The sequence below is a fragment of the Rhodococcus sp. PSBB066 genome (genome assembly GCF_017068255.1).
Classification (GTDB): Bacteria; Actinomycetota; Actinomycetes; order Mycobacteriales; family Mycobacteriaceae; genus Rhodococcus; species Rhodococcus aetherivorans.
The window spans coordinates 4,988,274-5,000,623 of record NZ_CP070859.1; the positions used below are offsets into that span (position 1 = coordinate 4,988,274).

The window sequence follows — 12,350 nt, forward strand, 5'->3', positions numbered from 1 at the left end:
TCATCCCTTGTGCCGGTGGGTGGAGCGGTGGTCAGAAGAGTTCGAAGTATTCGCGGTGTTCCCACTCGGTGACGGTCTCGGCGTAGCCCTGCGGGTCGGGCTGCTCGGCCAGGTGCGCTTCGTAGCGCGAGACCTCGCTGGACTTCATGGTGACGAGGTAGTCGACGAAACGGTCGCCGAACGCCTCCCGGTAGAACCGGCTCGCCCCCAGGGCCGCGAGCCCTTCCTTCAGGCTCGTGGGCAGGTGCGGAACGTCGGCGGCGTACGGATCCACCGACGGGGCACCCGGCTCGGTCTTGTTCTTGATGCCGTCGAGCCCCGCGGCGGCCTGCGCCGCGATGTACAGGTACGGGTTGGCGGCGGGCTCGCCGACGCGGTTCTCGACATGTGAGGCCTTGTCACCGGGGGCGCTGATGACGCGCATCATCGCGGCCCGGTTGTCCAGGCCCCACGTCAGCCGGTCCGGGGCCAGGGAGTACGGGCGACGGCGGCGGTACCCGTTGATCGTGGGCGTCATGAACGGCGACGCGGCGGCGGCGTGGGCCAGGGTGCCGCCGACGTAGTGCCGGCCGATGTCGGACAGCAGCTCCCCCTCCCCCGGCACCATGACGTTCTCGCCGGTGACGGTGTCGACCAGGGAGGTGTGCAGGTGCCAGCCGCTGGCGTAGAAGCCGGGGATGCCCGGGGTGGACATGAAGGAGGCGAGGTAGCCACCGCGGCGGCAGATCTGCTTGACGGCGGAGCGGAACAGCAGCATCGAATCCGCGGCGGCCATGCCCTCGAGCACGTCGAAGGTGGTCTCGACCTGGCTCGGCGCCCACTCGTCGTCGATCGAGCGCAGCGGCAGCCCGAGCGCGGTGACGGCCTGTCGCACCGGGCGCAGCACGTCGTCGATCTCGTCGAGATGCGATTCGAGGAGGTAGTTGTAGCCGCGGGCGACGGCCGCGACCTCCGGCGGGTCGGCGGGCATCCCGGGGGCACCGAGGGAGCCGGTGACGAGCTTGTCGTCGAGGACGCGGGTGAGATACCACTCGACCTCGAGGCCGGTGATCAGGTGGTAGCCGGCGCTTTCGAGCTGGGCGAGGGTGTTGCGCAGGATGCTGCGGGGGGAGAACGGGAAGGGGCTGCCGTCGCGGAAGTACAGGTCGCACAGCACCCAGCCGGTGTCCGGCGCCCACGGAAGCACCCGGAAGGTGGTGGGGTCCGGAACCATGGTGAGGTTCGGGCTGCCGGACAGCTCGGGCATGTCGAACCCGCCGCCGGGGCTGAACGGGTTGAAGACGATGGCGTTGGCGGTGTCGAAGAAGAACGGCGCCATGGTGATCTCGGTGCCGGACTCGAGCGCCGCCAGGTAGCTGTCGACGGTCATCGTCTTGCCGCGGATCAGGCCGTGCTGATCCGGCCAGGCCAGGCGGACCATCTCGATGCCCTTCTCCGCGAGAAGGTTCCGGGCGCGGTCGGCGGCCTCCTGCTGCGCGGCGTCGTACAGGGCGTGGCGGGCGACGAACTTGGCTGAAGTGGACATGCGGTCCTCCGTGAGGGGTGGGTTCGTGGGGTCAGTCGCGTGCCGCGACGAGCGGGGTGTCGACCCCGATCGGGCCGGTGTGCACCGCCCCGCCCGGGGAGCCGAGCGGGACGTCGCGCCCGGGCAGCACCGAACTGAAGAAGACGGCGTTGTCCTCGAGATGGATGCGGGTGATCTCGTCCACCCGGCGGTCGTTCGAGATGGCCTCCATCGGGCAGACCGATTGGCAGGCACCGCAGTCGACGCATTCGAACGGGTGGATGTAGAGCTTGCGGGCGCCCTCGTAGATGGCGTCGACGGGGCATTCCTCCATGCACGACTTGTCCATGACGTCGGTGCAGGGTTCTCCGATGAAGTACGGCACGGTTCCTCCTGGGGGTGCGTCAGCTCGGGACGGGGCCGGCGTCGGTGGAGTGGCCGGGGAACAGCGGCGCATCGTCGTCGATGCGGTGCGCGATGTGGTTGACGGCGGTCGCGGCCTCACCGAAGCCGACGGACATCAGCCGCACCTTGCCGGGGTACTCGGCGATGTCGCCGGCGGCGTAGACGCCGGGGACGTTGGTGGCCATGTCGCGGCCGACCACGATGTGCTGACCGTGGAGTTCGAGGCCCCAGGTGCGCAACGGCCCGAGCTGGGCGGTGAAGCCGAGCGCGGCGATCAGCTTCTGCGCCGGCAGCCGCACGGTGTCGCCGTGCTCGTGGCGCAGGACCTCGACGAGTTCGAGACTGTCGGTGCCGTGTGCGGCGGTGACCTCGGCGTTGGTGTGGATGGTCGCGCCGCGGCGGCGCAGTTCGTCCACCGACGCGGCGTGCGCGCGGAAGCGGTCGCGGCGGTGCACGAGGGTGACGGACCCGGCGATCGGATGGAGGGCGAGCGCCCAGTCGAGGGCCGAGTCCCCGCCGCCGACGACCACGACGTCGCGGTCACGGTAGTCGCCGAGGTCGGTGACGAAGTACGCGGCGCCGCGCCCGGCGTACCTGTCGGCGGCGGCGAGGGGCCGGGGCCGGAAGGACCCGATGCCGCCGGCGACGAGGACGGCGCGGGTGCGGATGCGCTCGTTGTCGTCGGTGCGGACGGTGAGCACGTCGCCGTCGCGATCGAGGTCCACGGCCTGCCGGCCGAGGAAGTACTCGACGTCGTCGCCGGCCTGCTCGACGAGCTGCCGGACGAGGTCCTTGCCCTTCACCGCGGGCAGGCCGGCGACGTCGTAGATCTCCTTCTCCGGGTAGAGCGCGGCGACCTGGCCGCCGAGCTCGGGGAGCGCGTCGACGACGACGGTGCGCAGGCCGCGGATGCGGGCGTAGTAGGCGGCGTACAGGCCGGTGGGGCCGGCACCGAGGATGAGCAGGTCGGCGTCAGTGTTCATGACCGGCTCCGGGACTCGGGCACAGCGCCGGGGCGAGCAGGTGCTCGACGAGGTCGGCGAGGTGATCACGGGAGGGATCGGCGAACTCCGGTGCCTTGTAACGGATTTCGTCGGGGTCGGCGCCGGCGGCGCGGACCTTGTCCGGCTCGCCGGCCATGAGCCCGGCGATGCCGTCGACGGAGCTCTCGGGGTGGTACTGCACCCCGATGGCGGAGCGGAACGCGAAGGCCTGCACGAAGTCCCGGGACCGGGCCAGGACGGTCACGTCGGGCGGCAGCTGGAAGGTGTCCCAGTGGAAGGAGAACCGGGTGCCGGTGAAATCGACGGGGTGATCCAGCCCCGCCCCGCAGGCGGTGACGTCGACGAAGCCGACCTCGGCACGGTCGCTGCCGCGCACCGCCGTGCCGCCGAGCGCGAGGGCGAGCAGTTGGGAGCCGAGGCAGATCCCGAGCGTGGGCACGTCGGTGGCCGCGGCGGTGCGCAGGAAGTCCCGTTCGCGCAGCAGGTAGTCGTGCGGGTCGTCGGCGGACTCCTTACCGCCCAGGCAGATCACCGCGGCGGCCTCGTCCGGCGCGGGCAGCACGTCGCCGCGGAAGGGGCGGACGATCCGGATCGGGACGCCGTGATCGCGCACGACGTCGCCGAGGACGGTCAGGTCGGGGTCGTCGACGTGGGCGACGACGAGCAGGGGTTTCATACGGCACCTCGGGGTTCCAGAGTGTGTGTCCACGGTCGCCAGTGGTCGGTGGCGGCGAGGGCGCGCAGCAGGGCGACGGCGTCGGCGCGGTCGACGGCGATCCAGCTGCCGTCCGGGACGAGTTCGTAGGGGGTGAAGTCCCAGAACTGCGCGCGCCGGATCGCGTCGGCGACCTGCCGGTGGGCGGCGAGCTCGCGGTCGAGGCGGTCGACGCGCCGCGTGAGCCGGTCCACCTCGGCGCGCAGGCGGTCGAGTTCGGTGTTGTCGGTCATGGCGGGCCCGTCAGAGGACGAGGGTCAGGTTCTCGTGGCCGTGTTCGCAGTCGACGAGGTTGACCTGCTTGACCGCGATCCGCCACTGCTCGTCCCGGCGGACGAGTTCGTGCCCGCACCAGCCGGCGTACGTCTTGGTCGTGCCCGCCCGGAACTCGGTGATCAGGAAGTTCGATCGCACGAGCCGGCGGTCGGGTGCGTCGAGGACCTCGACGTTGGTGACGAGCCGCCGGGTGCGCGACGACGGGATCTGGCAGAACGCGAGTCCGGTGCGCAGCCAGTAGATCCGGTCCATCAGCCGGCGACGGTCGTCGAAGGCGTGGGACACCTCGCGCCGGGGGTCGCCGCCGCCGGGGGTGGTGGGCACCCAGTAGAGGCATTCGTCGGTGAACAGCTCCACCCAGTCGTTGAAGCGGCCGTCGTCGATCAGGCGCGCCTCCCGGTAGAGCAGGTTCTCGACCTCGGAGCGCACCCGCGGATCGGGTTCGCTCCAGTCCTCCTGCCAGGCCCCCATCAGCTCGGCCAGGTGGTCGTAGTAGGCGGAGTCCAGGTAGTACGAGTACCGGGAAGTGTCGTGGCGTTCGTTGCTCTGCACGGTCATCTGTCGTGTCCCTTCACCGGCTCATCAGCCGGAGCCATTCCTGGTAGTAGCCGCGCATGTGCAGCTCGTCGGTCACCGGCCCGGTCACGACGCCGTCGGCGTCGACCTTCTGCCGGCCCTCCACACCGAATCCGCGGTTCATCTGCACCCATGCGACCTCCGGGATGCTCAGGCCGCGCTGGGCCTCCTCGAAGTTGGCCTGGTCGTCGGGTTCGCCGAAGGCCGGGAAGTCCTCCTGGGTGCGCATGCGCAGGACGTTGACCTCGTCCGGGACACCGCCGACGGTGGTGGCGTACCAGGTGAGCTGGGTACGGTCCACGGCGAGCGGCTCGATCACCTGCACCTGGTTCCCGATGATGAGCAGGTTCGGGAAGATGTTGAGGTTGATCTGGGCGCCGACGGTCAGGTCGAGGTAGCGCAGCGCGTCGTCGGGGTACTCGCTGCGGATCAGCTCCTCGAACACCTCCCGCCCGGGTTGCGGGCGCTGGTTGGCCCAGAACGCGCCGGGGCCGTCGTAGCTGGGGCGCTGGTCGATGAAGGTGTGTCCGTTGCCGAGGTACTGCACGTACATGGGGCCGCGGTCGGGGGTGCGGCCGAAGTACGTCATGTCCTTGGACTCGCCGAGCCGTTCGGCCATCTGCAGCAGGGAGCGGTGCGAGAACGCCGGATGGTATCCGTCGCCGGCGTTGTCGTACGCCAGCTTCCAGTTGCCGCGGTAGACCATGCGGTGCGCGGAGTTGCGGAGGAACACCTCACCACCCGGGGCGCGGTCGATCCAGTAGTCGAGGGGTTCGCGGACCGGGCCGAGATGCTCGGCGAGCGGCGGCGCATCGGCGTTGAGGGTGCCGAAGACGAAGCCGCGGTAGCTCTCCACCCTCGGCACCACGCCGAGGTTCAGGTCGGTGCGCTCGAAGTCCGGTCCGTACGCGTCGGGCCACGGCACCCCCACGAGCTGCCCGGTGTTCTTGAAAGTCCATCCGTGATACGGGCATTGGAAGTTCTTGGCGGTGCCGCTCTCGTCGCGGCAGACGGTGGCGGCCCGGTGGGTGCAGCGGTTGAACAGGGCGTGCAGCTCGCCGGCCCGGTCTCGGGTGACGATGATGGGGCGCAGACCCAGGTAGCCGGTGCGGTAGCTGTTGGGAGTGGGGACCTGACTCTCGTGCGCGAGGTACACCCAGGTGCGGCCGAAGACGCGGCGCATCTCGTCGTCGAAGATCGACGGGTCGGTGTACAGCGTGCGGTGCACCCGGTCGTGCTGCACCAGCTCGTCGTACGAGTGGGTGGAACTCACGGTCATGGCTCTTGCCCTTTCGCCGAGGCGTCACGTGGCGGGATCGTTCGTCGTCGCCCGAGGTTCGGGCGGTTTCCGATCGCGTCGGATTGCGTTCGCGTCGGGTTAATCCTGGCCGGGCCGCACGGGGCTCGGTATCCCTCCCAGGAGGGGTATTCACCGGCCCGCAAGGGTCGAACGACACCAGAAATCCCGTGTGTAACAAGAGATTTACAGAACGGACCCATGACGGGTCGCGGCACGACGGCCGATTACGGCGGGGTTACGACACCCGCCGGACGTGGGCATGATTGTGCCCCAGGTCACAGTCGCTGTCAACGCGCGGTGGCGCACCGGGCACGGCCGCCCTCGAGGCGGCGGGCGGGAACCCCGGCCGGCGGCTATCGCGGTTCGGCGGCGAGCGCCGTGGCGACGGCACCGCCGAGCGCGACATTGCCCCGATAGACCTCGACATTGACGTCGAGGCTGCGGCCGCCGGTCGCGCGGTGGAAGTGGTCGAGCAGGAACGGCGTGGTGTCCTTGCCGACCACTCCGGCCGCCGCGGCCCGCTCCTCGGCCTCGTGCAGCACCCGCGCATGCAGCGCGGGGTCGAGCTGGGCGTCTTCCGATACCGGATTCGCAAGCAGGACACCGGCTTTCAGGCCGATTGCGTCCCGGGCACGGACAAGGGCGGCGACCTCGGCCGGCGACCCGACGGAATGTTCGAGCGGGCAGCCGCTGTCGCGGATGTAGAAGCCGGGGAAGCTGGTCGTGCGGTAGCCGACGACCGGAATGCTCAGGGTCTCGAGCCGCTCCAGCGTGGCCGGGATGTCGAGGATCGACTTGACGCCGGCGCTGACGACGAGGATCGGCACGGTGGACAGGGCGACCAGGTCGGCGGACTCGTCGAAGGTGCTCTGCGCGCCGCGGTGCACGCCGCCCAGCCCGCCCGTCGCGAAGACCTCGACCCCGCCGCGGTGTGCGAGCAGCGCCGTGGCGGCAACGGTGGTGCCGCCGGACAGTCGTCGCGCCACGGCGATCGGCAGGTCGCGCACACTCAGCTTCGTCACCGTCTCCGCCGTCGCGAGGTCGGCGATCTCGTCGGTGGACAGCCCCACGGTGGGGACGCCGCGAAGCACGCCGACGGTGGCGGGGACGACGTCCGCCTCCCGCAACCGCGCCTCCGCCTCGAGCGCCACCTCGAGGTTGCGGGGGCGCGGCAGGCCGTGGGTGAAGATCGTCGATTCCAGGGCCACCAGCGGCCGGCGGGCTGCGACGGCGTCGCGCACCTCGTCCGATATCCGGATCACCGGGTCCATGCGGCTCCTCTCGTTGCGTGCAGGGTAGCGGCGGAGGGCGAGCGTCGCCGATCATCTCCGAAACTCAGAGCAGCTCACGGATTCCGCACAGCGGCAGATGGATCCACCCCTCCCGGACCGCGACGGCGCGCTGCGCCGCATCGGGCCGGACGGTTCTTCCGAGCGCTGCCGCTCGGGCGACGAGGCCGGCGACCACCGCATCGAACGCGTCGTCGGAGGCCACACAGAGGTCCCGGAAGCCGCCGAGCCTCAGTCCCGGAAGGGCGCGTTCCAGTGCGGCCACCGATGCGGCCCGCGCCTCGCGGTTCTTCGCGCTCTTGTATCCCTTGAACGGCAGGCCCCAGCCCTGCAGCGCAGCAGCGGGATACACCTCGACCACCGTTCCGTCGACGCGGTCGACATCCACCCCGACGGCATCGAGTTCCGCGAGCAGACCCGCACACCGCAGCGCCACATGGGCGATGAGATCCGCGGACACGCTCAACGGGACGATTCCCGTCCCGGCATGCACCACGCGGTCGGTCAACCGCCGCACCAGCGGGAGCCGTCCGGCTCGGCTGCTCAGGGCGCGTTCGCGCGAGTACTCGAGGCGATGGTGCGCGCCGACGAAGTCCACGAACGCGTCGGGCCACCCGAACGGCGCGTCGATGCCGGTCCGGTCCGCGGCGGCCACCGCGTTGACGACGTCCGGGTCGGTCGCGCCGAGCCGTAGCTCCTGCACCGTCGCGGTGCCGTGCTCCCAGGCGACGGTGGCGACCGCCGTCTTCGCCGGCTCCGCCGCGAGGTCGACCCCTACCGTCTTCACGGACGTCACGGTATCCGCTGCCCGGCCCCGGAGCCTGCACCCGTACTGTGCACCGTGCACCCCCTCGATCCCGCCACAACGGGGGCAGGCACGCGCTGGAGGGAGCAAGCCGCCGGCACGCACACGATCGGCGGGCACGCAATCGTGGACTACGTTCCGCATCCGTGCCACGGTGGAGGCGGATATCTCTTCCAGGAGGTGCAACACCATGGAGCACACCCAGCAGAACAGCGCCGCACAGGAATGCCCGGACTGCCATGCCCTCGCCGCGGACCTCGCGGCTCACAAGCAATGGCACTCCAGGGTCGTCCACGACCTCGCCGTCGCCGTCGAGAAGGAAGTGGATCGACGGACCCGAACGGCCTGACCCTCCCCGTCGGCCGCGCAGCTGGACTGCGGAATCGGCGGACCGTCGCGCAATCCACGTCGCCATCACGGTGCGCGACGGATCTCGCCTGCCCCCTCAGCGAGTGATCGTCAATCGGTTCGCACGGGCTGTACCCGAAGAGCCACAAAAGCGAAGCCCTCCATCTGCCCTGTCGGCTGCTGATCCCCGAGTCGCAGTCGGTCGGTGACCGACGATCTTCGTCGGTTGGGTCGCTGGACGGGGAGCAACGTGCCGGTGGGGCCGCACGAGCGTGGCGCTATCGCGTGGCGGTGCATACTGCGCGCTCGAGGTCCGCCAGCGATTCGTCGAGCAGGCAGACGAGCCGATCGAGATGGGGAGCGGCGTGCCGGTCGCCGACGACGCCGAGGTCGAGCCGGCCGTCGGTGCCGGTGAGGGTGATGCTCAATCCCTGCCCGGGGAACAGCGCCGGCACCGGGTAGACGCCGCTGAGGTGTGCGCCGTTCCAGTACCGGGGCCGGGCCGGACCGGGCAGGTAGGAAATGAGCACGTTGAACGGGGGCGGGATCTCAGCGGTGAACCGGCGCACGGGTTCGAGCGCGAGAGGGCTGAGCGCCAGTGCGCTCAGCATCAGGAACTGGGTGCGGCTGAGCGCGCCGACCAGACGATCGGTGTGGGTGAGTGCCGCGGTGATGCGGGTCAGGCGCGTCGCCGGGTCCGGTTCGTCGGTGGCCAGCTCGACCACCATCGCTCCCGAGCCGGGTTCGTGGCCTCCCGGCCCGACCGCAGCCTGCCCGAGGTCGAGCGGCACCGGCAGCAACGCCGTGAGCGGTGTGTCCGGCAGGGCGTACCGATCGTGTAGGTAGGCGCGCAGGGCGCCGGCGCACATACCCAGTACGACGGCGTCGACGCTCGCGCCTGTCGCGGCGGCAACCGTGCGCAGGCGCGTAATCGGCCACGAACGGATCGCCAGCGTCCGGGCCCGGCCGCCGTCCATGTTGAACATCGTCGGTGGGCTCTGCAGGGGCAGCGTCAATTCGTGCCTGCGCAGCCCTTCGGCGGTGAACCGGGCCAGGGCCGGCGCCATCGACACGAGTTCGCGGCCGGCTCGCATCCCGGAGCCCAGCAGCGTCCCGGCAATCGAGCGGTGCAGGGGTGCAGCTGCCGCCGCATCGGGGTTCCACGGCGGTGGGCAGTCACGGGCGTCCGGATCGCTCGACAGGCTGCGGAAGAGCATGCGCAGTCCGGCCGGCCCGTCGGCGAGGGACAGATGGACCTTGGCATACACGGCCAGGCGGCCGTCGTCGAGACCTTCGATCAGGTGCACCTCCCACATCGGATGCTGCGGGGTGAGCGGGATCTCGTGGATCTGCGAGACGAGTGCCAGCAGGTCTGCCATCGACCCACTGCCGGGCACGGCCGCATGACGCACGTGGTATCCCAGGTCGATCTGCCCGACCCGGGTCCACCACGGATATCCCGCCCCACGAACGGGCCGGATCGGGCGTCGGCGCAGCGCCTCCGCCACGTCGGCGCCGGCGCACATCTGCTCGATCAACCGCCGGGCCGCGTTCTCCTCCGCGCCGGGCGGCGGATCGAACAGCGCGAGGGCACCGAGGTGCATCGGCCGCGACGGCGTCTCGAGCAGGACGAACAACGCCTCGGGAAGGCTCATCACCGACATCGCCGACTCTCCTCCACCTACGGACCTCGCGGTGCAGCGGCGCGCGGACCGCCGGCTGTGCGTCCTACGGTCGAACCCCCGAAGCTTCTGCACTGTCGATACTGCAACCTTGTCGCCGTCCTCGGAACCCCGATCGACGAATCCGAACCGGACCGTCCCCGACGGGAGGATCATAGGGACCACACGACGAGGGAAGAGTGGCCGATCATGAGCGACCCCGGTCCCGCCGATACCGACGATCGTCCTCCGGACACGGAGGAGCTGACGGCGGCGAGCGCCGCCGCCTCGGCCGCCCGGTACCTGGCCGAGCTGACCACTGCACGACCGCTGGCAGCCACCTCGGTGGAGCCGAGCGAGGAGAGCTGGATCGTCGAGGTGGAAGTCCTCGAGGACCGTCGGATCCCTTCCTCGGCGGACCGGCTCGCGCTCTACCGAGTCGACGTCGCTCTCGACGGCACTCTGCAGGCCTACCGGAGAGTCGGCCGTTACGGCCGTGACAGCTCCGATCCCACGTGCAGACGGTGACCGCGGCACTTTCACGGGCCACCGTGGGTCACGGTGTGGAACGGACGTAGTTGGAGAGCATGCGAGCGGACCCCTGGACAGCAGACCCGCGAGCAATGCGGTCAGCATGGCGACGACGTCCCCGGCGTGGCCGACGACGCCCCGGACATCGTCCGGCCCGGGCCCGATGACGAGCGAGCCATCGCGATCACCCACCCTCGCGTCGATCCGCGTGAGCAGGGAACCCATTGCATGGCAACATCATCCACGGGTGCCAGGAGGCATGCGTCGTCGATGCGGGTGGCCGCGACCGCGTACGGGGCAGCATGTGGGCCGGCACCGCGCACCGGAATGCAGGCAGCTCGCCGGCGGCGCGCGCGTCGTGGCGGTCGACCCGTCGGCTGACGACACGACGTAGGCCCCGTTTTCGGCGAGGAACCGCCGCACCCGGTGGGTGACGTCCCCCCGGGAGCGACAACGGTGCGTAAACGCGCACGGTGCCGCCGGTGACGACCCCGGCCCGCAGCAGTGCGGTCACCGCGGCCTCACCGGGCTCTCCGTCAGCGGAAGGCGTCGCCCTTCGTCGTGAGTGCCTTGACCCGCTCGACGATCCTGTCCTGCAACTTCTTCGGCGTGCGCCAGCGCATGGCGAGGCGGTCGTAGTCCATCGCGTGCTCGGCGACGATGTCCTTGAGCTGCTCGACGTCCAGTGGCGCCAGCTTCGCGCGCAGGCCGGCCTCGCCGCCGTCGCGGAACGCGGCGAACGGGTCGAACGGCCCCGGGGCGCGTGTGCCGCGCCGAGCGGCGGGGGCCTTCCGCGGTGCCGGGGCGGGCGACGGCGCCTCTCCCGGCGCGGTGAGTACCGAGGCGAGGGCGTGCGCGAACCGCGGGGTGCGGGCGGCCTCGTCGGCGATCACCTGCACCAGCCGCACCAGGGCGGTCGCGGCGGCGGGGCTCGATCCCTGCAGCCGCAGCAGCGCGGCGCTCGCCTCCCCGATCTGCACTCGGAGGCGGGCCTCGTCGCGGTCGACGGTGCCGGTCACAGCAGCACCTGCGCGTTCATCAGGACGTCCTCGGTCAGCATGCGCAGGGCGTCGAACTGCCCGGAGTTGCCGTACTTGCGCTTGAGGGTGCCGTACGGGACGAACTCCGCGGACTGCGCGATCTGGTTGGCCTCGGGGATCCACGCCGGCACGACGTTCGCGATCCGCTCGTCGCGCTGCAGCTGTTCGATGATGCTGCGGTGCAGGTTCGACGCACTCCGGTACTTGGTGATGACGAGGCCGATCTCGCGGATGGGATGTCCCGTCCGCTCGGCGAACGCCCGCACCCGGGTCTGCAGCTGGGGAATGCCGTAGGTCGAGAGGATGTCGGGGATGGTCGGAATGAGGTAGCCGTTCGCCAGCCGCAGACCGTTCTGGGTGAGCATGCCGAGGTTGGGCGGGCAGTCGACGAGGATGTAGTCGTACCGGTCGGCGATCGGGGTGATCGCGTGCAGCAGCACCTCGAGGGGCCGGGTGGACTTCGGGTCGGCGTACTGCTGGTGGCTCAGTCCCTCCTGGATGTCCATCAGATCCAGCGACGAGGCGAGCAGGTCGACGTTCTTGACGGCGCGCACGGGTGAGACGTCGCGCTGGAGGGCCTTCTCGATGTCGAAGGCGGGGGCGTCGGGATCGACGGCGCCGCGGAACAGCGTGGCGAGGGTGCGGTCGAGCTGGTTGAGCTCCTGCCAGCGCTCCTCCCCGATCATCATCGTGGTGAGGTTGGTCTGCGGGTCCAGGTCGATCAGCAGCACCCGCTGCCCGAATTCGGCGGCCATGAACTCCGCGAGGGCGGCCGTCGTCGTGGTCTTGCCGACGCCGCCCTTCAGATTGATCGTCGCGATCACCCGCGCCACACCACACCCCCAGCACACTCGCTACTCGTTCGCTCAGCAAAGTACACCGGGAGCCGGACGAAT

14 protein-coding genes are annotated in these 12,350 nt (G+C 70.5%); 2 read left to right on the forward strand and 12 right to left on the reverse strand.

Going from position 1 to position 12,350, the window contains the following annotated elements; all coding sequences use genetic code 11:
• Positions 1–31: 31 nt before the first annotated feature.
• The 9 genes from JYA75_RS22620 to JYA75_RS22660 all read right to left on the reverse strand — a co-directional run bounded on the left by JYA75_RS22620 (position 32) and on the right by JYA75_RS22660 (position 7,856).
• The gene (locus JYA75_RS22620) at positions 32–1,525 is read right to left on the reverse strand and encodes a glutamine synthetase family protein (protein ID WP_043800073.1); all 1,494 of its coding nucleotides are present in this window, start codon (positions 1,523–1,525) and stop codon (positions 32–34) included.
• 31 nt (positions 1,526–1,556) lie between these two features.
• A complete protein-coding gene (gene fdxA, locus JYA75_RS22625) occupies positions 1,557–1,889 on the reverse strand; it encodes a ferredoxin (RefSeq protein ID WP_203329395.1) in 333 nt (110 codons plus the stop codon).
• Positions 1,890–1,908: 19 nt separating this feature from the next.
• Positions 1,909–2,892: an NAD(P)/FAD-dependent oxidoreductase gene (locus JYA75_RS22630; RefSeq protein WP_203329396.1), complete on the reverse strand. Its 984-nt coding sequence runs from the start codon at positions 2,890–2,892 to the stop codon at positions 1,909–1,911.
• Positions 2,882–3,589 carry a type 1 glutamine amidotransferase gene (locus JYA75_RS22635; RefSeq protein ID WP_168579421.1) on the reverse strand — a complete coding sequence of 236 codons (708 nt, stop codon included), beginning with the start codon at positions 3,587–3,589 and terminating at the stop codon, positions 2,882–2,884. The genes JYA75_RS22630 and JYA75_RS22635 overlap by 11 nt, the downstream gene beginning before the upstream one ends.
• Positions 3,586–3,861 carry a hypothetical protein gene (locus JYA75_RS22640; protein WP_029542639.1) on the reverse strand — a complete coding sequence of 92 codons (276 nt, stop codon included), beginning with the start codon at positions 3,859–3,861 and terminating at the stop codon, positions 3,586–3,588. The genes JYA75_RS22635 and JYA75_RS22640 overlap by 4 nt, the downstream gene beginning before the upstream one ends.
• 10 nt (positions 3,862–3,871) lie before the next feature.
• Positions 3,872–4,462 (reverse strand): aromatic-ring-hydroxylating dioxygenase subunit beta, encoded by a 591-nt coding sequence (locus JYA75_RS22645; RefSeq protein WP_043800069.1) that lies wholly within the window; start codon positions 4,460–4,462, stop codon positions 3,872–3,874.
• A gap of 13 nt (positions 4,463–4,475) precedes the next feature.
• Positions 4,476–5,759: an aromatic ring-hydroxylating dioxygenase subunit alpha gene (locus tag JYA75_RS22650; protein WP_006944801.1), complete on the reverse strand. Its 1,284-nt coding sequence runs from the start codon at positions 5,757–5,759 to the stop codon at positions 4,476–4,478.
• Between the two features lie 374 nt (positions 5,760–6,133).
• Positions 6,134–7,051 carry a pseudouridine-5'-phosphate glycosidase gene (locus JYA75_RS22655; RefSeq protein WP_168579418.1) on the reverse strand — a complete coding sequence of 306 codons (918 nt, stop codon included), beginning with the start codon at positions 7,049–7,051 and terminating at the stop codon, positions 6,134–6,136.
• A gap of 64 nt (positions 7,052–7,115) precedes the next feature.
• On the reverse strand, positions 7,116–7,856 hold the full coding sequence (locus JYA75_RS22660; RefSeq protein ID WP_006944788.1) for a DUF429 domain-containing protein: 741 nt from the start codon (positions 7,854–7,856) through the stop codon (positions 7,116–7,118).
• Between the two features lie 208 nt (positions 7,857–8,064).
• Between JYA75_RS22660 and JYA75_RS22665 the strand changes: the two genes are divergently transcribed.
• Positions 8,065–8,223, forward strand: coding sequence for a hypothetical protein (locus JYA75_RS22665; protein WP_165041520.1), 159 nt, complete (start codon positions 8,065–8,067; stop codon positions 8,221–8,223).
• A gap of 277 nt (positions 8,224–8,500) precedes the next feature.
• On the opposite strand, the gene JYA75_RS22670 is transcribed toward JYA75_RS22665, so the two are convergent.
• A complete protein-coding gene (locus JYA75_RS22670) occupies positions 8,501–9,886 on the reverse strand; it encodes a wax ester/triacylglycerol synthase family O-acyltransferase (protein ID WP_203329397.1) in 1,386 nt (461 codons plus the stop codon).
• A 207-nt stretch (positions 9,887–10,093) separates the two neighbouring features.
• On the opposite strand from JYA75_RS22670, the gene gvpO reads away from it, so the two are divergent.
• Positions 10,094–10,411, forward strand: coding sequence for a gas vesicle protein GvpO (gvpO, locus tag JYA75_RS22675; protein ID WP_203329398.1), 318 nt, complete (start codon positions 10,094–10,096; stop codon positions 10,409–10,411).
• A gap of 539 nt (positions 10,412–10,950) precedes the next feature.
• Here the strand turns inward: gvpO and JYA75_RS22680 are convergent.
• Positions 10,951–11,433: a hypothetical protein gene (locus JYA75_RS22680; protein WP_185713644.1), complete on the reverse strand. Its 483-nt coding sequence runs from the start codon at positions 11,431–11,433 to the stop codon at positions 10,951–10,953.
• Complete coding sequence (locus JYA75_RS22685; RefSeq protein ID WP_043800061.1) at positions 11,430–12,287, reverse strand: AAA family ATPase; 858 nt, start codon at positions 12,285–12,287, stop codon at positions 11,430–11,432. The genes JYA75_RS22680 and JYA75_RS22685 overlap by 4 nt, the downstream gene beginning before the upstream one ends.
• Between the last annotated feature and the right edge of the window lie 63 nt (positions 12,288–12,350).

Excerpts from the sequence above, each read along its gene's own strand:
- JYA75_RS22645 (WP_043800069.1), bottom strand. The coding sequence starts at position 4,462 with ATGACCGTGCAGAGCAACGAACGCCACGACACTTCCCGGTACTCGTAC.
- JYA75_RS22620 (WP_043800073.1), bottom strand. The coding sequence starts at position 1,525 with ATGTCCACTTCAGCCAAGTTCGTCGCCCGCCACGCCCTGTACGACGCC.
- JYA75_RS22630 (WP_203329396.1), bottom strand. The coding sequence starts at position 2,892 with ATGAACACTGACGCCGACCTGCTCATCCTCGGTGCCGGCCCCACCGGC.
- JYA75_RS22665 (WP_165041520.1), top strand. The coding sequence starts at position 8,065 with ATGGAGCACACCCAGCAGAACAGCGCCGCACAGGAATGCCCGGACTGC.
- JYA75_RS22650 (WP_006944801.1), bottom strand. The coding sequence starts at position 5,759 with ATGACCGTGAGTTCCACCCACTCGTACGACGAGCTGGTGCAGCACGAC.
- JYA75_RS22640 (WP_029542639.1), bottom strand. The coding sequence starts at position 3,861 with ATGACCGACAACACCGAACTCGACCGCCTGCGCGCCGAGGTGGACCGG.
- JYA75_RS22655 (WP_168579418.1), bottom strand. The coding sequence starts at position 7,051 with ATGGACCCGGTGATCCGGATATCGGACGAGGTGCGCGACGCCGTCGCA.
- JYA75_RS22635 (WP_168579421.1), bottom strand. The coding sequence starts at position 3,589 with ATGAAACCCCTGCTCGTCGTCGCCCACGTCGACGACCCCGACCTGACC.
- gvpO (WP_203329398.1), top strand. The coding sequence starts at position 10,094 with ATGAGCGACCCCGGTCCCGCCGATACCGACGATCGTCCTCCGGACACG.
- JYA75_RS22670 (WP_203329397.1), bottom strand. The coding sequence starts at position 9,886 with ATGTCGGTGATGAGCCTTCCCGAGGCGTTGTTCGTCCTGCTCGAGACG.